This is a genomic window from Stenotrophomonas sp. 8(2023) (genome assembly GCF_030345295.1).
GTDB lineage: Bacteria > Pseudomonadota > Gammaproteobacteria > Xanthomonadales > Xanthomonadaceae > Stenotrophomonas > Stenotrophomonas muris.
Genome location: NZ_CP128404.1, coordinates 1,510,019 through 1,530,865 on the forward strand (window position 1 = coordinate 1,510,019; position 20,847 = coordinate 1,530,865).

At 66.8% G+C, this 20,847-nt stretch carries 22 protein-coding genes; 15 read left to right on the forward strand and 7 right to left on the reverse strand.

Features of this window, described 5'->3' with window-relative positions; all coding sequences use genetic code 11:
• Positions 1 to 4: 4 nt before the first annotated feature.
• Positions 5 to 928 carry an ABC transporter ATP-binding protein gene (locus QP609_RS06945; protein ID WP_197621815.1) on the forward strand — a complete coding sequence of 308 codons (924 nt, stop codon included), beginning with the start codon at positions 5 to 7 and terminating at the stop codon, positions 926 to 928.
• Entirely contained in the window at positions 925 to 2,037 is a 1,113-nt protein-coding gene (locus QP609_RS06950; RefSeq protein WP_032960915.1) for an ABC transporter permease, read from the forward strand. The genes QP609_RS06945 and QP609_RS06950 overlap by 4 nt, the downstream gene beginning before the upstream one ends.
• Positions 2,038 to 2,125: 88 nt before the next feature.
• Here QP609_RS06950 and miaB read toward each other — a convergent pair whose 3' ends face one another.
• Positions 2,126 to 3,544, reverse strand: coding sequence for a tRNA (N6-isopentenyl adenosine(37)-C2)-methylthiotransferase MiaB (miaB, locus tag QP609_RS06955; RefSeq protein ID WP_111205947.1), 1,419 nt, complete (start codon positions 3,542 to 3,544; stop codon positions 2,126 to 2,128).
• A 187-nt stretch (positions 3,545 to 3,731) separates the two neighbouring features.
• Positions 3,732 to 4,349, reverse strand: a complete 618-nt coding sequence (locus QP609_RS06960) for a glutathione S-transferase (protein WP_014646578.1) — start codon at positions 4,347 to 4,349, stop codon at positions 3,732 to 3,734.
• An 80-nt stretch (positions 4,350 to 4,429) separates the two neighbouring features.
• Here QP609_RS06960 and QP609_RS06965 point away from each other — a divergent pair, with 80 nt between their 5' ends.
• From QP609_RS06965 to QP609_RS06995, 7 genes are all read left to right on the forward strand, one after another.
• Positions 4,430 to 5,398, forward strand: coding sequence for a WYL domain-containing protein (locus QP609_RS06965; protein ID WP_014646579.1), 969 nt, complete (start codon positions 4,430 to 4,432; stop codon positions 5,396 to 5,398).
• Positions 5,399 to 5,444: 46 nt separating this feature from the next.
• Positions 5,445 to 6,350, forward strand: a complete 906-nt coding sequence (locus QP609_RS06970; RefSeq protein WP_046429799.1) for a lytic transglycosylase domain-containing protein — start codon at positions 5,445 to 5,447, stop codon at positions 6,348 to 6,350.
• 199 nt (positions 6,351 to 6,549) lie between these two features.
• Positions 6,550 to 7,170 (forward strand): ubiquinol-cytochrome c reductase iron-sulfur subunit, encoded by a 621-nt coding sequence (petA, locus tag QP609_RS06975; RefSeq protein WP_004151998.1) that lies wholly within the window; start codon positions 6,550 to 6,552, stop codon positions 7,168 to 7,170.
• Positions 7,170 to 8,429, forward strand: coding sequence for a cytochrome bc complex cytochrome b subunit (locus QP609_RS06980; protein ID WP_014646581.1), 1,260 nt, complete (start codon positions 7,170 to 7,172; stop codon positions 8,427 to 8,429). Before petA ends, QP609_RS06980 begins: the two co-directional genes overlap by 1 nt.
• A complete protein-coding gene (locus QP609_RS06985; RefSeq protein WP_032960911.1) occupies positions 8,422 to 9,171 on the forward strand; it encodes a cytochrome c1 in 750 nt (249 codons plus the stop codon). The genes QP609_RS06980 and QP609_RS06985 overlap by 8 nt, the downstream gene beginning before the upstream one ends.
• A gap of 134 nt (positions 9,172 to 9,305) precedes the next feature.
• On the forward strand, positions 9,306 to 9,941 hold the full coding sequence (locus tag QP609_RS06990; RefSeq protein ID WP_005408842.1) for a glutathione S-transferase N-terminal domain-containing protein: 636 nt from the start codon (positions 9,306 to 9,308) through the stop codon (positions 9,939 to 9,941).
• A gap of 84 nt (positions 9,942 to 10,025) precedes the next feature.
• The gene (locus QP609_RS06995) at positions 10,026 to 10,478 is read left to right on the forward strand and encodes a ClpXP protease specificity-enhancing factor (RefSeq protein WP_014646584.1); all 453 of its coding nucleotides are present in this window, start codon (positions 10,026 to 10,028) and stop codon (positions 10,476 to 10,478) included.
• A gap of 104 nt (positions 10,479 to 10,582) precedes the next feature.
• On the opposite strand, the gene QP609_RS07000 is transcribed toward QP609_RS06995, so the two are convergent.
• From QP609_RS07000 to QP609_RS07015, 4 genes are all read right to left on the reverse strand, one after another.
• Positions 10,583 to 10,933 (reverse strand): DUF3301 domain-containing protein, encoded by a 351-nt coding sequence (locus QP609_RS07000; protein ID WP_053494948.1) that lies wholly within the window; start codon positions 10,931 to 10,933, stop codon positions 10,583 to 10,585.
• Positions 10,934 to 11,000: 67 nt separating this feature from the next.
• A complete protein-coding gene (locus QP609_RS07005) occupies positions 11,001 to 12,014 on the reverse strand; it encodes a DUF2272 domain-containing protein (protein ID WP_053494947.1) in 1,014 nt (337 codons plus the stop codon).
• A 180-nt stretch (positions 12,015 to 12,194) separates the two neighbouring features.
• The gene (nadC, locus tag QP609_RS07010) at positions 12,195 to 13,046 is read right to left on the reverse strand and encodes a carboxylating nicotinate-nucleotide diphosphorylase (RefSeq protein ID WP_014646586.1); all 852 of its coding nucleotides are present in this window, start codon (positions 13,044 to 13,046) and stop codon (positions 12,195 to 12,197) included.
• On the reverse strand, positions 13,043 to 13,312 hold the full coding sequence (locus tag QP609_RS07015; protein ID WP_014036599.1) for a Trm112 family protein: 270 nt from the start codon (positions 13,310 to 13,312) through the stop codon (positions 13,043 to 13,045). Before QP609_RS07015 ends, nadC begins: the two co-directional genes overlap by 4 nt.
• A gap of 58 nt (positions 13,313 to 13,370) precedes the next feature.
• On the opposite strand from QP609_RS07015, the gene purE reads away from it, so the two are divergent.
• The 3 genes from purE to QP609_RS07030 all read left to right on the forward strand — a co-directional run bounded on the left by purE (position 13,371) and on the right by QP609_RS07030 (position 15,473).
• A complete protein-coding gene (gene purE, locus QP609_RS07020; RefSeq protein WP_005412808.1) occupies positions 13,371 to 13,874 on the forward strand; it encodes a 5-(carboxyamino)imidazole ribonucleotide mutase in 504 nt (167 codons plus the stop codon).
• The gene (locus QP609_RS07025; protein WP_169410614.1) at positions 13,871 to 15,019 is read left to right on the forward strand and encodes a 5-(carboxyamino)imidazole ribonucleotide synthase; all 1,149 of its coding nucleotides are present in this window, start codon (positions 13,871 to 13,873) and stop codon (positions 15,017 to 15,019) included. The genes purE and QP609_RS07025 overlap by 4 nt, the downstream gene beginning before the upstream one ends.
• Positions 15,020 to 15,131: 112 nt before the next feature.
• Positions 15,132 to 15,473 (forward strand): carboxymuconolactone decarboxylase family protein, encoded by a 342-nt coding sequence (locus QP609_RS07030; RefSeq protein ID WP_004152082.1) that lies wholly within the window; start codon positions 15,132 to 15,134, stop codon positions 15,471 to 15,473.
• A gap of 75 nt (positions 15,474 to 15,548) precedes the next feature.
• Here the strand turns inward: QP609_RS07030 and QP609_RS07035 are convergent, their stop codons facing one another.
• Complete coding sequence (locus QP609_RS07035) at positions 15,549 to 16,127, reverse strand: superoxide dismutase (RefSeq protein WP_014646588.1); 579 nt, start codon at positions 16,125 to 16,127, stop codon at positions 15,549 to 15,551.
• Between the two features lie 120 nt (positions 16,128 to 16,247).
• Between QP609_RS07035 and grxD the strand changes: the two genes are divergently transcribed.
• The 3 genes from grxD to QP609_RS07050 all read left to right on the forward strand — a co-directional run bounded on the left by grxD (position 16,248) and on the right by QP609_RS07050 (position 20,793).
• Positions 16,248 to 16,568, forward strand: a complete 321-nt coding sequence (gene grxD / locus QP609_RS07040; RefSeq protein WP_005415957.1) for a Grx4 family monothiol glutaredoxin — start codon at positions 16,248 to 16,250, stop codon at positions 16,566 to 16,568.
• Positions 16,565 to 17,341: an SDR family NAD(P)-dependent oxidoreductase gene (locus QP609_RS07045; protein WP_197621848.1), complete on the forward strand. Its 777-nt coding sequence runs from the start codon at positions 16,565 to 16,567 to the stop codon at positions 17,339 to 17,341. Before grxD ends, QP609_RS07045 begins: the two co-directional genes overlap by 4 nt.
• Positions 17,342 to 17,574: 233 nt before the next feature.
• Entirely contained in the window at positions 17,575 to 20,793 is a 3,219-nt protein-coding gene (locus QP609_RS07050) for a TonB-dependent receptor (RefSeq protein WP_230548474.1), read from the forward strand.
• The last annotated feature ends 54 nt before the right edge of the window (positions 20,794 to 20,847 follow it).

Sequence of the window (20,847 nt, forward strand, 5' to 3'; positions counted from 1 at the left end):
CGCGGTGCATGCGCAGGGCTTGACCCGCCGCTTCGGCGATCTTCTGGCCGTGGACAATGTCGACCTGACCGTGCCGCGCGGGCAGGTGTACGGCTTCCTGGGGCCGAATGGATCCGGAAAGTCGACCACCATCCGCATGCTGTGCGGCCTGCTGGAACCGAGCGCTGGGCAGATCCAGGTGCTGGGGCTGCAGGTTCCCGAGCAGGCCGAAGCACTGCGCCGGCGCATCGGCTACATGACCCAGCGCTTCTCGTTGTATGAGGACCTGTCGGTGCGCGAGAACCTGGAATTCCTCGCCGCCATCCAGGATCTGCCACGCGCGCAGGCCCGGCAGCGGGTCGACGAACTGTTGCAGCAGTACCGTCTGCTGGACCGGCAGCCGCAGCTGGCCGGAACCCTCAGCGGTGGCCAGAAGCAGCGCCTCGCCCTGGCCGGCGCCGTCGTGCACGCGCCCGAGCTGCTGTTCCTGGACGAGCCGACCAGCGCGGTCGATCCGGAATCGCGCCGTGATTTCTGGGAAGCCCTGTTTGAACTTGCCGACGCCGGTACCACCGTGCTGGTGTCGACCCACTACATGGACGAGGCCGAGCGCTGCCACCGGCTGGCAATCCTGGACCGTGGTGCGCTGGTCGCCGATGGCACGCCGGCTGAGCTGTGCGCACGGCTGGACGGCCGCACGTTGCAGGTCACGTCGTCGCAGCCGCGGCAGGCCAGCCGCGCACTGTCTGAGCTGCCCGGTGTGCTGAGCGTGGCGCAGATCGGCACCCAGCTGCGCGTGCTGTGCAATGAGGGCGCAGCGGACGTCGCAGTGCTGGCCCGTGCACTTGCCAACGCTGACCCGCAGGCCCGCATCCAGACGGTGGCGCCAAACCTGGAAGATGTGTTCGTGGCCGCCACCCGTGGCCGCGGCCGGGAGCCGGCGGCATGAACCTGCGCCGGCTGTGGGCGATCATGCTCAAGGAGCTGCGGCAGCTGCGCCGCGACCGCATCACGCTGGCGATGATCGTTGGCATTCCGGTGATGCAGCTGTTGCTGTTCGGCTATGCGATCAACCTCAACCTGCGTCATCTCGATGCGGGTGTCGCCGATCAGGCCAACAGCGCCGCTTCGCGCGCGCTGGTGCAGGACATGGTGGCCACCGGCGTGATCACGCCGCGCAGCGAAGCCTACACGCCTGCCCAGCTGATGCAGGCGCTGCGCCGTGGCGAGATCAGTGTCGGCATCGTGGTGCCGGCCGACTTCGAGCGTCGCCGCTTCGATGGACGCGAGGCGGTGCAGGTGCTGGTCGATGGCAGTGACACCGTGGTGCAGAGCGCGGCGATCCAGCTGGCGCAGGTGCCGCTGGACACGCGCCCGACCAGCAACACCCGTCCCCTGCGCGAAGGCAGCATCGCCAGTGGTCCGGTCAGCGTGACCAGCTTCTACAACCCGCAGCGGCGCTCGGCGGTGAACATCGTACCGGGCCTGATCGGGGTGATCCTGACCATGACCCTGGTGATGTTCACGGCGGTAGCGGTGGTGCGCGAACGCGAGCGCGGCAACATGGAACTGCTGATCGCCACGCCGGTGTCGCGCAGCGAGCTGATGGTCGGCAAGGTGCTGCCCTATGCGGCCATCGGCCTGCTGCAGACCACGCTGGTGCTGGTGCTGGGCACCTGGCTGTTCCAGGTACCCATTCGCGGCAGCCTGCTGGACATCTATCTGGCCGCGGTGCTGCTGGTGCTGGCCAACCTGGCGCTGGGCCTGCTGATCTCCACGCGTGCGCGCTCGCAGTTCCAGGCGATGCAGATGACCCTGTTCCTGTTCCTGCCGTCGATCCTGCTGTCGGGCTTCATGTTCCCGTTCGCCGGCATGCCGCGGCCGGTGCAGTGGCTGGCCGAGGTGCTGCCGCTGACCCACTTCCTGCGCCTGGTGCGCGGCATCATGCTGCGCGGCGCCTCATTGTGGGAGCTGTGGCACGACGCGCTGGCGCTGCTGGCCTTCATCGTGGTGATGATGACCCTGGCGATCCTGCGCTTCCGCAAGCGCCTGGATTGAAGGCAGGGGGTCGGATCCCCGCAGGGGCTCCGACCCCAATTTATCGGGCCGGCGGGTCGGAGCCCCTTTGGGGCTCCGACCCGAAGATTCATTCCGTCACCACCCGCGCGCGCAGCGAATTGGTCAGCGCTTCGGTGATCACCACATCCACGAACTGGCCGATCAGGCGCGCCGGCGCCGGGAAGTTCACCGAACGCATGTTCTCGGTCTTGCCGGTCAGCTCGTTCGGGTTCTTGCGCGAGGGCCCTTCCACCAGCACGGTCTGCACGGTGCCGACCATCTTCTCGGAAATGCCGGCGGCATGCGCATTGATGCGCTCCTGCAGGCGCGACAGGCGCGCATGCTTTTCGGCATCGCTGATCGTGTCCTCCAGGTCCGCGGCTGGCGTGCCCGGGCGCCGCGAATAGATGAAGGAGAAGCTGTGGTCGAAGCCGATGTCCTCGATCAGCTTCATGGTCTTCTCGAAGTCGGCATCGGTCTCGCCGGGGAAGCCGACGATGAAGTCCGAGCTGATCGAGATGTCCGGGCGCACCGCACGCAGCTTGCGGATCTTCGACTTGAACTCCAGCGCGGTGTAGCCGCGCTTCATCGCTGACAGCACGCGGTCGCTGCCAGCCTGTACCGGGAGGTGCAGGAAGTTGGCCAGCTGTGGCACGTCACGGAACGCATCGATCAGCGAATCGCTGAACTCCAGCGGATGCGAGGTGGTGAAGCGGATGCGGCCGACGCCATCGATCTCGGCGATGGTGCGGATCAGCAGGCCGAGGTCGGCGAACTCACCGTCACCATAGGGCCCGCGATACGCGTTGACGTTCTGCCCGAGCAGGTTGATCTCGCGCACGCCCTGTGCGGCCAGCTGCGCCACCTCCACCACCACGTCCTCGAACGGGCGGCTGACTTCGGTGCCGCGGGTGTAGGGCACCACGCAGAACGAACAGTACTTGGAACAGCCTTCCATGATCGACACGAATGCCGAGGGTCCTTCGGCGCGCGGCTCGGGCAGGCGATCGAATTTCTCGATCTCGGGGAAGCTGATGTCGACCTGCGGGCGCTTCTGTTCGCGGCGTGCGCGGATCAGCTCCGGCAGCCGGTGCAGGGTCTGCGGGCCGAACACCAGGTCGACGAACGGCGCACGCTTGATGATCGCTTCGCCTTCCTGCGAGGCGACGCAGCCGCCGACGCCGATGATGACTTCACGGCCCTTGTTCTTCAGCCCCTTCCACACGCCCAGCTGGCTGAACACCTTCTCCTGCGCCTTCTCGCGGATGGAGCAGGTGTTGACCAGGATGACGTCGGCGTCGTCCGGGCTGTCGGTCAGTTCCAGGCCATCGCTGGCGGCAAGCACGTCGGCCATCTTGGCCGAGTCGTACTCGTTCATCTGGCAACCGTGGGTCTTGATGTACAGCTTGCCTTTCACCTGGTCGGGCTTGCGCGGACCAGCGGGCAGGGCAACGAGGGGGGTACCGCCCGGTGTGGTGGGCGGAAAGACGTCTGGCGTCCCGGTCATGGCGCTTAATCCATTCGGGTGGCGGGAAAGCGGGTAATTCTACCCGCATCCCGCGCCAGCCGCCGCGCCCGTGCAACCGAGCCCATGCCCAGCGTGGCCATCACTGTAGAGCCGAGCCCGTGCTCGGCTGCCTTTGCAAGGCGGAGGAGCAGCCGAGCGTGGGCTCGGCTCTACAAGGGGGCGCTGCTTACGCCGCCAGTTCCGCATCGATCTGCCGCGAACGGTCGAAGGCGGTCATCGCGCTCATCCGTGCGATGTAATCGGCCGTGGCCGGCGCGGGCTGCACCAGGCCGAAGGCCGTGGTCCAGGCCAGCGCATTGCCCCACAGCACGTCGGCGGCGCTCATCGTCTCGCCGAGCAGGTAGGGGCCCTGCGCCAGCTGGGCCTCGATCACCTGCAGCACGGTCTCGGCGTCGTTGTACGGCGACATCAGGCGCGGCGGCGGCTCGCGGTGCATCGCCTTGTCGATCATCGCCGGCTCGAAACAGGCGCCATAGAAGGCCATCCAGCGCAGGTAGGGCCCGCGCAGGGCGTCGCCGATCGGCGGTGCCAGGCCGGCCTCCGGATACAGGTCGGCCAGGTACAGATAGATCGCCACCTGCTCGGTCACCAGCGCACCGTTGTGGACGATCGCCGGCACCTTGCCCATCGGGTTGATGGCCAGGTAGGCCGGGGCCAGGTTGGCGCCCGCCTTCAGGTCCAGCACCTGCATGCGGTAGTCGGCACCCAGTGCTTCGAGCAGGGCCACGGCGCCGCTCGAGCGCGAACGGGCGGCGTGGTACAGGGTGATCTGGCGTGAATTCATGGCATTGCTCCTTGCGGTGGGTGGTGAACTGGAGGCCATCCTGGGGCACTATTGCGGACGACTTCTGTCCTCGATCCTTCATGCGCCATACCGCCCATCGATTGCTGCGCCTGATCGCCCTGCTGCAGGCCCGTCGCCAGTGGTCCGGGGCCGAGCTCGCCGAGCGCATGGGCGTGGACCGGCGCAGCATCCGCCGTGACGTCGAGCGCCTGCGCGAGCTGGGTTATCCGGTCCGGGCCTCGTCCGGGGTTGGCGGCGGCTACCAGCTGGGGGCAGGGGCGCCGGTGCTGCCGATGCTGCTGGACGAGGAGGAGGCGACTACCCTGGCCATCGCCCTGCGCGCGGCCTCTGCGACCGTCGCCGGCATCGACGACACCGCGCGCGGCCTGTTGTCCAAGCTCGATCCGCTGGTGCCGACCCGTCGCCGCCAGCAGGCCGGCGAGGTGCATGCCGCCACCGCCACCCTGTCCGACCTTCCGTCCACCGACGCACGCCTGCTCGGGCAGCTGGCCCAGCACTGCCGGCAGGCGTCACGGCTGGCCTTCGAATACCGCAGTGCCCAGGAAGCGGTGACCCAGCGCGAGGTCGAGGCGCAGCACCTGGTCAACTACGGGCGGCGCTGGTACCTGCTGGCCTGGGACCTGGGCCGGCAGGACTGGCGCACCCTGCGCGTGGACCGGATGGGCGCGGTGCGCGAATGCGCCGAGCCGGGCATGCACCGCCGTACGCCCGCACCGCCGGATGTGATGGTGCGGCAGGCGGTCAGCCAGGCCCCGTTCGCCCTGCAGGCCATCGTCCGCCTGGCCGGCAGCCGCGCCGAGCTGGAAGGCCGCATCCCGCCCTGGTGTGGTGTGCTGGAGGACGATGGGCCCGACCATTGCCTGCTGCGCATGGGCGCCGAGAGCCGCGGCATGATGCTGGCGCAGATCCTCAGCCTGGACCGGGTGCCGGTGGCGGTGTGGACCACGCCGCCGGGCCTGCGCGATGAACTGGCACAGCGCCTGGCCGGATTGGGGCAGGTGCTGGCTGTGCCGCCCGTCACAGGCTGAGCCGCGTCGCTTGGCAAGCCCCGGCGAAGCTGGGACACTCGCCGGCATGAAGGGGATACTGGGGACAACGGCGATCATCATCGCTGCGCTGACCGCTGCGCCGGCCAGCGCGGGCACCCTGTTCAAGTGCCAGGGCGCCGACGGGGTCACCAGCTATGTCAGCAAGCGTCTGGCCGGGGCCCGCTGCAGCGCCATCAGCTACAGCCGCGACCTCCGCCCGGCACCGCGCCCGGTGGTGGCCGCGCCGAAGCCGGCGCCGACCACCGTGGCCAGCATCGAGCGCAATCCGGTGGCGGTGGCGGCCAGCACTGCGGCGCCGGCGGCTGCGCCAGCCGCCGTACCCGCGCCCCCGGTCGCCTCGCGCAGCGGGCGCATGGTCAGCGGCCAGGTCTATTCCTTCATGAAGGACGGCGTGCGCCACTACACCAGTGCGCGCCCGACCCAGGTCGCCAACCTCGGCCCGGTGCGCACCATCCGCTACAGTTTCATGGAGCGCTGCTACGCCTGTGGCGTCAACCCGCGCGTGGACTTCGGTTCGGTGCGGTTGAACACCACCGCGTTCCAGACCGAGATCAGCTCGGCCGCGCGCGAGTTCGGCGTCGACGAAGCCGTGGTGCGCGCCATCATCCACGCCGAGTCGGCCTACAACCCGACCGCGCTCAGCCGCGCCGGCGCGCAGGGCCTGATGCAGCTGATGCCGCCAACCGCGGCCCGTTTCGGAGTCAGCGATTCCTACGATGCCGGGCAGAACATCCGCGGTGGCGTGCAGTATCTTGCGTGGTTGTTGAAGCGTTTCAATGGCGACCTGACCCTGGCCGCGGCTGGCTACAACGCGGGCGAAGGCGCGGTTGACCGCCACGGTGGCGTGCCGCCCTACAGCGAGACCCAGTACTACGTGCGCCGGGTCGGGCAGCTGGCCGAGCGTTACCGCACCGCATTGACGCACCAGTAGTGCCGGCCGCTGGCCGGCAACCTTGGGCAATGGCCGGTACCGACCGGCCACTGGCTGGCAGCCCCGTAATCAATGTTGTTGCAATGCGTTGTGTGGCGCTCGACGGTTCCGCTACACTCGCCCATGATTCAATGCGGCTCTGGCCCCCACCGGATCCGCTGGCAGCCTTAAAGCTACCTAATCAATATCGGAGTGCCGGATGGCCAACGATGGGGTACACGATCCAGTCAACACCGGACGTCGGCGTTTTCTTTCTGCCACCACAGCCGTGGTGGGCGCCGTCGGCGTCGGATTCACCGCTGTTCCTTTCATCAAATCCTGGAACCCCAGTGCCCGTGCCAAGCTTGCCGGCGCACCGGTGGTGGCCGACATCAGCGCCCTGCAGGAAGGCCAACGCCTGATCGTGGAATGGCGTGGCCAGCCGATCTGGATCGTCAAGCGGTCCAAGGCGATCCTCGATGCACTGCACGGGCTCGATGGCCGCCTCAAGGACCCCGAGTCCGGCGAGAAGGACCAGCAGCCGGACTACGTGCTGAAGCAGAACCCCGAGTTGCGCTCGATCAAGCCGGACATTTCCGTGCTGGTCGGCCTGTGCACGCACCTGGGCTGTTCGCCGGAAATGGTCGCCGAGATCCGGCCTGAACCCTATGACCCGCAGTGGAAGGGCGGCTACTTCTGCCCCTGCCACAAGTCGCGCTTCGACATGTCCGGCCGCGTCTTCAAGGACGTGCCGGCGCCGATCAACCTGAAGGTGCCCGCGCACCATTACCAGGACGACAACACCATCATCATCGGTGTCGATCCGCAGGGGGCAGCCTGATGGCCAATATCCTCGCTCGTACCGCCAGCGGCGTGGCCGACTGGGTCAATGCCCGCGCGCCGGGCCTGATGCCGGTCTACCGCAAGCATGTCACCGAGTACTACGCGCCGAAGAACTTCAACATCTGGTACTACTTCGGTTCGCTGGCGCTGCTGGTGCTGGTCAACCAGATCGTCACCGGCATCTTCCTGACGATGCACTACAAGACCAACGCCGCCGAGGCGTTCGGCTCCATCGAATACATCATGCGTGATGTGGAGTGGGGCTGGCTGATCCGCTACATGCACTCCACCGGGGCCTCGCTGTTCTTCATCGTGGTCTACCTGCACATGTTCCGCGGCCTGCTGTACGGCAGTTACCAGAAGCCGCGCGAGCTGGTGTGGATCCTGGGCATGCTGATCTACCTGGTGCTGATGGCCGAAGCCTTCATGGGCTACGTGCTGCCGTGGGGGCAGATGTCGTTCTGGGGCGCCAAGGTGATCATTTCGCTGTTCGGCGCGATACCGGTGATCGGCAACGGCCTCACCGAGTGGATCATGGGCGACTACCTGCCCAGTGACGCCACGCTCAACCGCTTCTTCGCGCTGCACGTCATCGCACTGCCGCTGGTGCTGCTGTTGCTGGTGGTGCTGCACCTGGGCGCGCTGCACGAGGTGGGGTCGAACAACCCCGATGGCGTGGAGATCAAGAAGGGGCCCAAGGGCAACCGCTGGTCGCCGAACGCCCCGGCCGACGGCATTCCGTTCCATCCGTACTACACGCTCAAGGATGGCGTCGGTGCCGGCTTCCTGCTGATCATCGCCGCCTTCATCATCTTCTTCGCCCCCGGTTTCGGCGGCCTGTTCCTGGAGCACGACAACTTCACCGAAGCCAACCGCCTGGTGACCCCGGAACACATCAAGCCGGTCTGGTACTACACGCCGTACTACGCGATGTTGCGCGTGGTGCCGAACAAGCTGGGCGGCGTGCTGGTGATGTTCTCGGCCATCGCGATCCTGTTCCTGGTGCCGTGGCTGGACAAGGCGAAGGTGAAATCGGTGCGCTACCGCGGCTGGATCTCGAAGGTGATGCTGGGCGTGCTGGCGGTGTGCTTCGTGTGGCTGGGCGTGATTGGTTCCGGCCCGGGCACCGATGTGCACGAGACCTACATCGGGCGGGTGTTGACCTTCCTGTACTTCGCGTTCTTCATCACCATGCCGCTATGGACAAGGTTGGACAGGACCAAGCCGGTACCGGAGAGGGTGACCACGCATGACTGAGCGCTGGATGGTCCGGCTGGCCCTGGCGGCCACCCTGATGCTGGGCAGTTTCCTGGCCTCCGCCGCCGAAGGCGGCACCCCGCTGCTGCAGGCCGGCAACGACCTCGGTGACCGCGCCTCGCTGCAGCGCGGCGCGCAGCTGTACATGAACTACTGCTCCGGCTGCCACGCATTGAAGTACCTGCGCTATTCGCGGATGGCGCAGGACCTCGGCCTGACCGAGGAAGAGGTGATGAACAACCTCAACTTCACCGGCTCGGCGATCGGCGACCCGATCCCGGTGGCGATGCCCAAGGAGAACGCGGAGAAGTGGTTCGGCAAGATGCCGCCCGATCTCAGCCTGATCTCGCGCGTGCGGGGCAGTGACTGGGTCTACACCTATCTCAAGTCGTTCTATCTGGACAGCAGCCGCCCGCTGGGCTGGAACAACGCGCTGTTCGCCAATGCCTCCATGCCCAACCCGCTGTGGGAGATGCAGGGCCTGCAGCATGCGGTGCACGGCAAGGCGGAAGCGCCCGGCATGGACCCGCCGGTGACCGGCCTGAAAATCGAAACGCCCGGGTCGGTCGATGCCGGCCAGTACGATCAGGCCGTTCGGGACATCACCAACTTCCTCGAATACGCCGGTGAACCGGCCGCGCTCAAGCGCCAGCAGCTGGGCGTATGGGTGATCCTGTTCCTGGCCCTGCTGACTTTCCTGCTGTACCTGCTGAAGAAGGAATACTGGAAGGACGTCCACTGATTCTGCCGCCGGCCATCGCCCGGGCCTATTGGCTTTTGTGATGGTCGGTTGCACACTCGGGGTGGAGTCGACCGCTGGCACGGTGCCGGCGGCGCCGATGCGGCAGGCGGTCTCCTGTCGTGGGAGAGCCTTTGATGGCGGCGAGCGTACGCATGCGCAATACACTGACGCTGTTTTCCTCGAACGACGACGTACTGTGCCACCGGGTACGCCTGGTGCTGGCGGCCAAGGGGGTCACCTTCGACTTTGTCCCGGTCGATCCGCAGAACCCGCCTGAAGACCTGATCGATCTCAATCCGTACCACTCGGTGCCGACCCTGGTCGAGCGCGAGCTGGTGCTGTACGCCGCGTCGGTGGTCAGCGAATACCTGGACGAACGCTACCCGCATCCTCCGCTGATGCCGGTCGATCCGCTCTCGCGTGCGCGTATCCGCCTGGCCATGCTGCGCATCGAGCACGACTGGGTACCGCAGGTGCAGGCCATCCAGCTGGGCAACAAGACCCAGGCCGAGGCCGGCCGCAAGCGCCTGAAGGAACTGCTGACCGCGTCGCTGCCGCTGTTCAAGGCCAGCAAGTTCTTCCTCAATCCGGAAATGAGCCTGGCCGACTGCGCAATGGCACCGATCATCTGGCGCCTGCAGTCGCTGGACGTGCCGCTGCCGAAGGACGGCAAGGCGATCGAGGACTATGGCAACCGCATCTTCCGTCACCCGGGTTTCGTCCGCAGCCTGACCGACCAGGAAAAGAAGCTGCGCGATCTGCCGGTCTGATCCGACCTTGCGTAACCCGTCTGCACGCCGACCGGCGTGCAGGCGATCCGCCCCGGCGGGGCGCCGGGCGCGTACACTTCACGCATGACCGAAGACTTCTTCCACATGACCAGCCACCGCCCGTACCTGCTGCGGGCGCTGGTGGAATGGATCAACGACAACCAGCTGACCCCGCACATCCTGGTCGACGCCGGCGTCCCCGGCGTGCAGGTGCCGCCTTCGGCGGTCAAGGATGGCCGGGTCGTGCTCAACATCGCCGAACGCGCCGTCGTGCGGCTGATGATCGACAACGAAATGGTGAGCTTCTCGGCCCGCTTCTCCGGCACCAGCTACCCGGTGCAGGTACCGATCAGCGCCGTGCTGGCGGTCTATGCCCGCGAGACCGGGCAGGGCATGGCGCTGCCGGATGACATTCCGGGCAGCGAGACCGCGCCGACCAGTGACGAACTGCTGCACGAGGACGGCACGCCGCCGGACGATACGCCACCGGCCAGTCCGCCGCCCAAGGGCCGCCCGAACCTGCGCGTGGTCAAGTAACCATTCCGACGCCGCCCCGATGGGCGGCGTCTTCCTTTGCAGGTTTTACCGGTGGGTGCCGGAATTGTGTGGGTGCCGACCGTTGGTCGGCACACCTTCAGTTCTTACACATCCTCGGCATCTTCCACGTCCGGCCGGATCTGGCTGATCCGCGCGGCACCGGGGCCGGTGAACGAGATCAGCTGGTCGCCGCGCAGCACCATGCGGCCCACGTGGCGATCGATGCCATCGTAGGAATACTCGAACTTGAAGGTGCGCTCGAAGCCAAGCCGGCCATCCTCGCCGCGCGACAGGCGCAACCCGGTGGCGTGCACCGCTTGGTCCAGCCACTGCACGTTGGCGGCGCGGCAGGCATTGCGGCCCAGCTCGACCGCGCGCTCGGCGGCCGAACGCGCCGCATTCCAGAAGAAATAGATGATTCCGCCGGCAATCAGCAACAACAGCAGGGTGGGCATGGCGTCAGCCGTCAGAGGTCGATCCCGCAAAGATGGCGGCGAACGCGCGCTGGATCAAGCGCTGCACTCACCGCCGTGGCTGCGGCTCGCTGGACGCCGGTGATGCGGGCGCGGTAGACGGCGCCGTCGCCGGCACCGTCGCCGGCACCGTCTGCATCGGCGCGGCGGGGGGCGAAGGCATCACCAATGGCGCGGTCGCCGTCAGCTGCAGCAGCGCTGCCCAGTCCTGGCGGTTGAAGCTGCATTCGTCCTCGCGGCCCGGCGTGCAGCTGGGCTCGATGCCGGTGCTGTTGCGTTCGCGCGCCGGCGGCAGCTTGATCAACCCGGTGCGGTCCAGCGGCAGCAGTCGCATCGCCACCGTGTTCATCACGTTGCCGCCCACCAGGTACAGGGTCTGGTCGCCCCCCAGGTTGGCGGCCACCACTACTTCGCAATGTGATTTCCAGTGGCCCACCGAACCGTTGTCCAGTGCCTGCACCAGCCCACTGTAGCTGAGCGTGGTGCTGCGATCGCGCAGGAAGCACAGCAGGTCGCCCGGTGCGGGCTTTGCGGTCGCGGGATCGACCAGCCGGTACGGCACGCCCGAGGGTCCGCCCTGGTACGCGGCACGGATGTAGTCGATGTGGCGTGGCGACGCGTTGAAGCCGGGGACGCCGGACTGCACCATCACCCAGGAAATGAACGCGGCCGACCACGGGTTGTCGATCAGGAAGGTGCGGCAGTCGCTGTCGGTGTAGCGTGTGCCCAGTGGTGCCAGACAGCTGCTGGCGCCGGCGATGCTGCCCATCGCGTTGAGCGTGCCGCTGTTGCGCCAGTAGCCGGCCACGCGCTGCCAGGCAATCAGCCCGTTGTCGGCCAGATGTTCGTTCTCGGCCTCGGTGACACTCAGGCTCGCCGCGCGGCCATCGCGATCGATGAAAGGCCGGAACCAGAGCCGGTGTTCATTGCAGGCAGTATTGCGGATGGCCACCGCCAATGGGCTCAGGCCGAAACGCGGTGGCACATCGCAGGCTTCGGCCGCCGCTGCGGATAGGGGTGCCGCGGCCAGCAGCAGACAGGCAGGCAAGAGCATCCGGCGCATGCGCGGCTCCTGTGGGGGATGCCGGCAGCGTCGCAGAGGCGGCCGTAGCCGAGCCGTGAAGGCGTCCCGGGTCGTGTAGAGCCGAGCCCATGCTCGGCTCATCGCGCGAAGCGCGCGCAGGGCGTGCCGCAAATCGACAAGCAGCCGAGCGTAGGCTCGGCTCTACAAGTCCTGCAGGCCTCAGCCCGGCGGTGGGCCGAGCTTCAACGACAGATCGATGGCCTGCACGTGCTTGGTCAGGCCGCCGATGGAGATGCAGTCGACGCCATCCTCGGCGATCGAGCGCAGGCCACCCAGGCCGACGCTGCCGGACACTTCCAGCGGAATGCGGCCGGCCGTGATGCGTACCGCCTCGCGGCGCAGGTCGGGGCTGAAGTCGTCCAGCAGGATGCGTTCGCAACCAGCGTCGAGCGCCTGGCGCAGCTGCGCCAGATCCTCGACCTCGACCACCAGCGGCAGCGCAGGCCACTGCCGGCGTGCGCCCGCCACGGCGTCGGCCAGTGAACCGGCGGCGCGGATGTGGTTTTCCTTCAGCATCACCGTGTCGTACAGGCCGAAACGATGATTCTCGCCACCGCCGCAGCGCACCGCGTACTTCTGCGCCAGGCGCAGGCCGGGCAGGGTCTTGCGGGTGTCAAGGATGCGCGTGCCGGTACCGGCCACCGCCGCCACGTAGCGGGCGGTGGTGGTTGCCGTACCGGACAGCGTCTGCAGGAAGTTGAGCGAGGTGCGTTCGGCGCTGACCAGGCTGCGGCTGCGCCCATGCAGCAGGGCCAGCACGGTGCCTGCGGTGACCGCGTCGCCGTCGGAAACCTGCCATTCGATGCGTACGTCCGGGTCGAGCGCGCGGTGGGTGGCGTCGAACCAGGGGCGGCCGGCGATCACCCCGTCCTGCTTGCACAGCAGGTAGGCGCTGTCGGCCTGGTCGGGCAGCAGGGCGGCGGTGACATCACCGCTGCCCAGGTCCTCGGCCAGTGCACGCGCGACATCGGCGGCGACAACGGCCGCATCCGGCGTCGGCAGCGTGCTCATGCGGTCGGGAAATCGGCGATCTGGGCGGTCGGGATGGCTTCCTCGGCCAGCAGCACCGGGATGCCGTCGTCGACGCGGAAGACCTGTTTGCGGTCGCGGGTGACCAGCGCTTCGCGCAGCGGCTGCGCCAGCGGGTTGCCATCGGCCTTGTTCACCGCGCCGGCGGAAATGGCCTTGTTGAGGGCTTCCAGGCCCTTGCCATCCAGCAGGGACAGGGGCTGGCGGGTGTCAGGCGACACCAGCAGGTCGAGCAGCTTGCGATCCATGGTTCTTCGTCTTGCGTGGAAGATGGCTAGAATACGTCTTTAAGGCAGGTGACGGCCAATGACCCCCAACCCGATCGCGCCGCTTGTCGGCATCGTCATGGGTTCCCGTTCCGACTGGGAGACCATGCAGCACGCCGCCCAGAAGCTTGAAGCCCTGGGTGTTCCGTTCGAAGTGAAGGTGGTGTCCGCGCATCGGACGCCGGATGTGTTGTTCAGTTACGCCGAGCAGGCGGGCCCGCGTGGCCTGCGCGCGATCATCGCCGGTGCCGGCGGGGCCGCCCACCTGCCGGGCATGATCGCCGCCAAGACCGCCGTGCCGGTGCTGGGCGTGCCGGTGCAGTCCAAGGCCCTCAACGGCATGGATTCGCTGCTGTCGATCGTGCAGATGCCGGCCGGTATCCCGGTCGCCACCTTCGCCATCGGCAATGCCGGCGCGTCCAACGCGGCGCTGTTCGCCGCCGCGATGCTGGCCAGCGACCAGCCGGCGATCGGCCAGGCGCTCGACGCCTTCCGTGCACGCCAGACCGAAGACGTGATGGCCCACGACGATCCGCGCCAATGAGCCTGACCGTCGGCATCCTGGGCGGCGGCCAGCTCGCCCGCATGATGGTCCTGGCCGGTGCGCCGCTGGGGCTGCGCTTCGAACTGTATGACCCGGCGGCCGACGCCTGCAGCGGCCCGCTGGCGCCGCTCACCGTCGGTGCCTTCGACGACCGCCAGGCGCTGGCGGACTTCGCTGCCAAGGTCGATGTGGTCACCTTCGATTTCGAGAATGTGCCCGCCGACAGTGCACAGTTCCTGGCCGACCGCGTGCCGGTCTACCCGCCGCCGGCCGCGCTGGCGGTGGCCCAGGACCGGTTGAGCGAGAAGACCCTGTTCCAGCAGCTGGGCATCCCGCTGCCGGCCTTCGCTGATATCCGCAGCCGCGACGAGCTGGCGGCGAAAGCCGTCGAATTCGGCCTGCCGTGCATCCTCAAGACCCGCCGCCTGGGCTACGACGGCAAGGGCCAGTTCCGCCTGCGCAGCGAAGCCGACATTGATGCCGCCTGGGATGCGCTGGGTGCACAGGTCGAGCGCACCGGACTGATCCTGGAGGGCTTCGTGGCCTTCCAGCGCGAGGTCAGCGTGGTGGCCGTGCGTGGCCGCGATGGCAGTTTCGAAGCCTGGCCGATCACCGGCAACTGGCATGTCGACGGTGTGCTGTCGGCCAGCGTGGCCCCGGCCGTGCTGTCCGCCGCCGAGCAGCAGGCAGCCATCGGCTATGCACGCTGTGTCGCCGAACACCTGCAGTACGTCGGCGTGTTCGCGCTGGAACTGTTCTGCCGCGATGGCGAGCTGCTGGCCAACGAGATGGCGCCACGCGTGCACAACTCCGGGCACTGGACCATCGAAGGCAGCGAGACCTCGCAGTTCGAGAACCACCTGCGCGCCGTGCTGGGCCTGCCGCTGGGCAGCACCCGCATGCTCGGCCATGCCTGCATGCTGAACTGGCTGGGCCGGATGCCCGACCCGTTGCCGGTGCTGGCCCAGGCCAGTGGCCACTGGCATGACTATGGCAAGGAGTCGCGCGAAGGCCGCAAGGTCGGCCATGCCACGTTGCGCGATGACGATGCCGCAGCACTGGCCGACGCGTTGGACCAGGTGGGCCTGGAACTGGACCGCCAGGCCCAGGTGGCACCGGCGGTGCACGCGCTGCGCAACCGCTGAGTCCGGTAGTGCCGGCCGCTGGCCGGCAGTGCAACGGTGTGGCGCGCCGGTGCAGCCATCGGCGCAACACTCCCGGTGGTAGCGTGGAGCTCCTTTCACAGGAGTCACGACCATGCTCGACTGGAATGCCTACCGCAAGGAACTGAAGGGCCGCATCGGCGAGATCGGCAAGCTCTCGCCGGATACGGTCAAGGGCTACGCCACCCTGGCCAATGCCGGTGCCCAGACCAACCACCTGGATGCCAAGACCCGGGAGCTGATCGCGCTGGCGGTGGCGGTGACCACCCGCTGTGACGGCTGCATCACCGTGCACGTGGACGCGGCGCTGAAGCATGGCGCCAGCCGCGAGGAAATCGCCGAGGCGCTGGGCGTGGCGGTCTCGCTCAACGCCGGGGCCGCGCTGGTGTACTCGGCGCGGGTGATGGATGCGGTGGCCGCGCACGAGAGCGCGTGAAGCTTCATCTGTAGAGCCGAGCCCATGCTCGGCTGCTGTCCGGCCAGCCGAGCATGGGCTCGGCTCTACAGGGGGTCAGCGCAGCTGGCTCTCGGCGAATTCCCAGTTGACCATCTGCCAGAACGCGTCCAGGTAACGCGCGCGGTCATTCTGGTAGTCGGTGTAGTACGCGTGCTCCCACACGTCGCAGCACAGCAGCGGGGTGCTGTCGCCGGTCAGGGGCGTGCCGGCGTTGCGGGTGGCCTGGATGCCCAGCTGGCCCCCCGGGTGCTGCACCAGCCACACCCAGCCCGAGCCGAACAGGCCCAGTGCAGTGCGGTTGAATTCCTCGCGCAGGCGCTGCGCGTCACCGAACTGGCGCTTGACCAGCTCGCCCAGCCGGCCCTGTGGTTCGCCGCCGCCGCGCGGGCGCAGGCACTGCCAGTAGAAGCCGTGGTTCCAGGCCTGGGCGGCCGCATCGAACAGCGTGCCCTGGGCATGGCGCACGATCTCTTCCAGCGACGCCTCCTCCCACTCGGTGCCGAGGGTGCCGGCGTTGACCGCGTCGACATAGGCGCGGTGGTGGCGGCCGTGATGCAGTTCCACGGTCTGCGCGGACAGGTGGGGCTGCAGGGAGCCGGAGAGGTAGGGCAGGGCAGGCAATTCGACAGGCATGTGCAGGTTCGTGGCCAGGGGACGGCGGCAGCCTGTTCCATCCGCTTACAATGGCGGCTACCGTGGGCAGTCTAGCCGACCATCACGGTCGGGTTGTCCGGCGAAGCAAGGAGTGTGGTTGTGGCGGTAATGCAGCAAATCCAGGCCGAGGTCGATCGTTACCCGCTCGTGCTGTTCATGAAGGGCACCCCGCAGTACCCGATGTGCGGCTTTTCCAGCCGCGCCGTGCAGGCGTTGATGGCTGCCGGCGCCGTCACCCTGCGCACCGTCAATGTGCTCGAAGAACCGGAGATCCGCGCCAACCTGCCGCGCTTCTCCAACCTGCCGACCTTCCCGCAGCTGTTCATCAACGGCGAGTTGATCGGCGGCTGCGACATCGTCATGGAACTGTTTGAATCCGGCGAGCTCAAGCGCATCGTCGAAGAGGCGACCCAGGGATGAGTGCCTGGCCGTCGACGTCACCGACTGACGGGGCGCTCGATGGCCGCCCGTTGCAGGACCGCGTGGTGCTGGTTGCCGGTGCCGGCGGCGGGCTGGGCAGTGCGGCGGCGATTGCCGCTGCGGCGGCCGGGGCTACGGTGGTCCTGCTGGGGCGCAAGCCGCGCCGGCTGGACCGGGTCTATGCCCAGGTCCAGGCGGTCGGCCCGGAACCCCTGCTGTACCCGCTGGACCTGGAGGGTGCCGGACCCGATGACTATGCCGAACTGGCCCAGGCCCTGCAGCGCGAGCTGGGGCGGCTGGATGGCCTGCTGGTCTGCGCCGCGCATTTCCCCGGCCTGACCCCGTTCGAGCTGGCCGACCCGGCCAGTTTCGCCCGTGCGGTCCATGTCACCCTGACCGCCCCGGCCTGGCTGGCCCAGGCCTGCCTGCCGCTGCTGCGGCAGCGCGAGGATGCTGCCCTGGTGTTCGCGGTCGATGCCCCCGAACGGGTGGGGCAGGCCTACTGGGGCGGGTATGGCGTGGCCCAGCACGGCCTGCGTGGCCTGATCGCGAGCCTGCACGATGAGCTGGGCCGCAGCCCGGTCCGGGTCAGTGGCCTGTACCCGGGGCCCCTGCGCACGGCCCTGCGCGCCCGCGCCTATTCCGTCGATCAGGACCCGGCTGCGCAAGGCACGGAAGCCGCAGCGGCAGCGGCGGTGACCCTGTTGTCCGGGGCCGGGAGCGCTTGGCGCGGACAGATTCTTGATGCCAGTGGGATGCCCCGGGAAAAGTGAGTCCCGTGGAAAGGCGGAGTGAAGAACCCGTCACGATTGCGTTGCGAACCGGTGCCGTTTGTCGCACAACCGTCACATTGATGGCGTAGCGTGTTAATCTAGTGTTAACCGTTAGGGCTGCCTTCAGCCGAGCGGTAGGGAACCCCAGATAACTCTCCGACCAGCCACCCGCAGGGCTGTTTGGATGCGCTTTTTTTTCCGCCATCGCCAACTCGCATCGAGGCTACCGAAAAATGACCCACCCACTCCGGATGTCCAAGCTTACCCTTGGTCTCGTGGCTGCACTTGCTGCCGCTCCCGCCTTCGCCCAGACCACCACTGCCGGTGTCGGCGGCCAGGTCGTGACCAGCGGCGGCCAGCCCGTCGCCGGTGCTGAAGTCACCATCACCCACACCGAGTCGGGCACGGTTTCGCGCGCTACCACCGACGCGGCGGGTCGCTACAACGCGCGCGGCCTGCGCGTGGGTGGTCCCTATACCATCACCATCACCAAGCCGGGTGAAGGCACCAAGACCGAAGATGGTGTCTACCTGGGCGTGAACCAGACCGGCACCATCAATGCCATCCTGACCGGTGACGTGGCCAAGGCCACCAACCTGGACACCGTGCAGGTCACCGCCGTCGGCGGCGGCTCGGAAGTGTTCAGCGCCACCAAGATGGGCTCGGGCACCAACATCAGCCAGGAGCAGATCGAGATTGCGCCGTCCATCGGCGGCAACATCCAGGATCTGATGCGCCTGGATCCGCGCGTGACCTTCATCGACCGCGCCTCGGGCTCGATCTCGGCCGGTGGCCAGAACCCGCGCTACAACTCGATCAACATCGACGGCGTCTCGGCCAGCGACACCTTCGGCCTGGAAGGCAACAACATGCCGACCCGCCGCCAGCCGGTCGCGATGGAGGCCATCGAAGCGCTGGACATCAACCTGTCCAACTACGACGTCAGCATCGCTGGCGCTGCCGGTGCCACCGTCAATGCGGTGACCAAGTCCGGTACCAATGAATTCCACGGTTCGGTGTACGGCACCTACCGTGACGGTGACTGGTTCGGCAAGAACCCGGAAGGCAAGAAGTTCAACGGCTTCAACGACGAAAAGACCTACGGCATGACCCTGGGCGGCCCGATCGTCAAGGACAAGCTGTTCTTCTTCGCCAACTACGAGAAGTTCAAGCAGTCCGCGCCGGGCGCCGACCTGTCCAGCACCGCGCTGGGCAAGGCCAATGCCGACTACAGCATGGCTGACGTGACCCGTGCCCAGGAAATCGCCAAGGGTTATGGCTTCGATGCCGGCGGTATCGAAAGCAACGGCAACACGGATCTGGAAGAGTACGCGCTGAAGCTCGACTGGAACATCAACGAGAACCACCGCGCCAACATCCGTTACAGCAAGCTCGAGCAGAGCAAGCTGCGCATCAACGGCATGGGCTCGACCTCGCAGGCTTCGCTGAGCTCTTACTGGTACCAGCACGTCAAGACCAACGAGAGCTACGTCGCCCAGGTCTTCAGCGACTGGACCGACACCTTCTCGACCGAGTTGAAGGCTTCGTACCGCGAGTACTCGGCCGTCCGCGAGGTGCCGACCAATGCCCCGAGCATCCGCATCTACTTCCCGCGCGGTGGCGATGTGACCACGCCGGAAGGCGACTCGCTGTTCCTGGGTACCGAGACCAACTCGCAGAACAACGTGCTGGAAACCAAGGCGTGGAACTACTACGCCGCCGGTACGCTGACCTTGGGTGACCACGACCTGAAGTTCGGTGGTTCGTACGACACCAACGATGTCTACAACTACTATGGCGCTGGCTCGTGGGGTGCTTACACCTTCTATGGCCTGGACAATTTCGCCAAGGGGCAGTGGCAGACCTACCAGCTGAACAAGGAAAAGAGCGCGAACTCGATCGCGGCTGACTACAAGTACAGCAACCTGGCCCTGTTCGTGCAGGACACCTGGTACGTCAACAGCAACCTGACCCTGACCATGGGTCTGCGTGGCGACCGACCGAAGGTGAGCCCGGCGCCGGCGTACAACCAGAAGGCGCAGACTGTCTTCGGTTATGACAATAGTGCGGTGTTCCCGAGCAAGTTCCTGATCCAGCCGCGCTTCGGCTTCAACTACACCTTCGACACCGAGCGCCCGACACAGCTGCGCGGCGGCATCGGCCTGTTCCAGGGTGATGCACCGCAGGTGTGGATCAGCAACAGCTACTCCACCACCGGCTTCAACTACGACTCGTACAACATCAGCCGCTACAACGGCCAGAAGTTCAATCCGGACAAGGACAACCAGCCGGTCCCGACCACTCCGGGCAGCGCGCTGCAGAACGTCAACTTCGTCGGCCGCGACTTCAAGCTGCCGTCGCTGTACAAGGCCAACCTGGCCTTCGATCACGAGCTGCCTTGGTACGGCATGGTCGCCTCGGCCGAGCTGCTGGTCACCAAGGTCAAGGATGGCCTGTACTACCAGCACCTGAACCTGGGCAAGGGCCGTCAGGTCGGTGCCGATGGTCGCGTGAACTACTACGTGCCTTCGGCTGACGGCAGGGCGTGGGGCACCAACGATGCGCGTAATGGTTACGCCGCACAGGGCTTCAACAACGTCTACCTGATCGACAACACCGATCAGGGCCGCACCTCGCAGTTCACCGTCTCGCTGAGCAAGCCGTGGAGCGCGAGCAGCGACTGGTCCTGGAACCTGGGCTACACCTACACCGATGCCAAGGAAGTGGGTAGCCTGACCAGCTCCACCGCCAGCTCGGGCTGGGGCTACCAGTATGCCTTCAATGCCAACGAGGAAATGCTGAACACCTCGCGCTACCAGATCCGAGACCGCCTGTCGGGCTCGCTGAACTGGAAGCACAAGTTCTTCGGCGACTACGAGACCAAGGTGGGTCTGGTGTACGAAGGCCGCAGCGGCCGCCCGTACAGCTACATCTATGTGAACGACGCCAACGGCGACGGCCGTTCGGGCAACGACCTGTTCTACGTGCCGCGTCGCGGCGAGGTCCTGTTCGGTACCCTGTCCAACAACGGCAAGTTCACCGCCGATGCGGCGATGGAGAAGTCGTTCTTCGACTGGCTGGCGGCCAACCCGCAGCTGGCCAAGTACGAAGGCCAGGTGGCTCCGGCCAACCAGTTCCGTACCGGCTGGATCAACACCTTCGACATCCGTATCAGCCAGCAGCTGCCGGGCTTCATGAAGGGCCACAAGTCGGAGATCTGGCTGGACATCCAGAACGTCGGCAACATGCTCAACAAGAAGTGGGGCAACATCTACGACTACGGCTTCTACGCCAACGCTCGTGTTGCCAGCCTGCAGGGCCTGTACAACGGCAAGTACGTCTACAACTACCGTGGCGCGGACCTGCCGAGCGTCGCCAACTCCGATGCTGACGGCTTCGACGTCGGTGTCTCGCAGTGGTCGATGCAGCTGGGCTTCCGCTACCAGTTCTGATGCACTGACGTAGCGCTGCTGTAAACGGAAACGGCCGGGGAAACCCGGCCGTTT

Bases quoted from the DNA above. Each gene is read 5' to 3' on its own strand.
- QP609_RS06950 (WP_032960915.1), top strand. From the start codon at position 925: ATGAACCTGCGCCGGCTGTGGGCGATCATGCTCAAGGAGCTGCGGCAG.
- QP609_RS06980 (WP_014646581.1), top strand. From the start codon at position 7,170: ATGGCCAATATCCTCGCTCGTACCGCCAGCGGCGTGGCCGACTGGGTC.
- QP609_RS06965 (WP_014646579.1), top strand. From the start codon at position 4,430: ATGCGCCATACCGCCCATCGATTGCTGCGCCTGATCGCCCTGCTGCAG.
- QP609_RS06985 (WP_032960911.1), top strand. From the start codon at position 8,422: ATGACTGAGCGCTGGATGGTCCGGCTGGCCCTGGCGGCCACCCTGATG.
- QP609_RS06990 (WP_005408842.1), top strand. From the start codon at position 9,306: ATGGCGGCGAGCGTACGCATGCGCAATACACTGACGCTGTTTTCCTCG.
- petA (WP_004151998.1), top strand. From the start codon at position 6,550: ATGGCCAACGATGGGGTACACGATCCAGTCAACACCGGACGTCGGCGT.
- QP609_RS07050 (WP_230548474.1), top strand. From the start codon at position 17,575: ATGACCCACCCACTCCGGATGTCCAAGCTTACCCTTGGTCTCGTGGCT.
- QP609_RS07015 (WP_014036599.1), bottom strand. From the start codon at position 13,312: ATGGATCGCAAGCTGCTCGACCTGCTGGTGTCGCCTGACACCCGCCAG.
- QP609_RS07000 (WP_053494948.1), bottom strand. From the start codon at position 10,933: ATGCCCACCCTGCTGTTGTTGCTGATTGCCGGCGGAATCATCTATTTC.
- QP609_RS06970 (WP_046429799.1), top strand. From the start codon at position 5,445: ATGAAGGGGATACTGGGGACAACGGCGATCATCATCGCTGCGCTGACC.
- purE (WP_005412808.1), top strand. From the start codon at position 13,371: ATGACCCCCAACCCGATCGCGCCGCTTGTCGGCATCGTCATGGGTTCC.
- QP609_RS07045 (WP_197621848.1), top strand. From the start codon at position 16,565: ATGAGTGCCTGGCCGTCGACGTCACCGACTGACGGGGCGCTCGATGGC.
- nadC (WP_014646586.1), bottom strand. From the start codon at position 13,046: ATGAGCACGCTGCCGACGCCGGATGCGGCCGTTGTCGCCGCCGATGTC.
- QP609_RS06995 (WP_014646584.1), top strand. From the start codon at position 10,026: ATGACCGAAGACTTCTTCCACATGACCAGCCACCGCCCGTACCTGCTG.
- QP609_RS06960 (WP_014646578.1), bottom strand. From the start codon at position 4,349: ATGAATTCACGCCAGATCACCCTGTACCACGCCGCCCGTTCGCGCTCG.
- QP609_RS07030 (WP_004152082.1), top strand. From the start codon at position 15,132: ATGCTCGACTGGAATGCCTACCGCAAGGAACTGAAGGGCCGCATCGGC.
- QP609_RS07005 (WP_053494947.1), bottom strand. From the start codon at position 12,014: ATGCGCCGGATGCTCTTGCCTGCCTGTCTGCTGCTGGCCGCGGCACCC.
- QP609_RS07035 (WP_014646588.1), bottom strand. From the start codon at position 16,127: ATGCCTGTCGAATTGCCTGCCCTGCCCTACCTCTCCGGCTCCCTGCAG.
- QP609_RS07025 (WP_169410614.1), top strand. From the start codon at position 13,871: ATGAGCCTGACCGTCGGCATCCTGGGCGGCGGCCAGCTCGCCCGCATG.
- miaB (WP_111205947.1), bottom strand. From the start codon at position 3,544: ATGACCGGGACGCCAGACGTCTTTCCGCCCACCACACCGGGCGGTACC.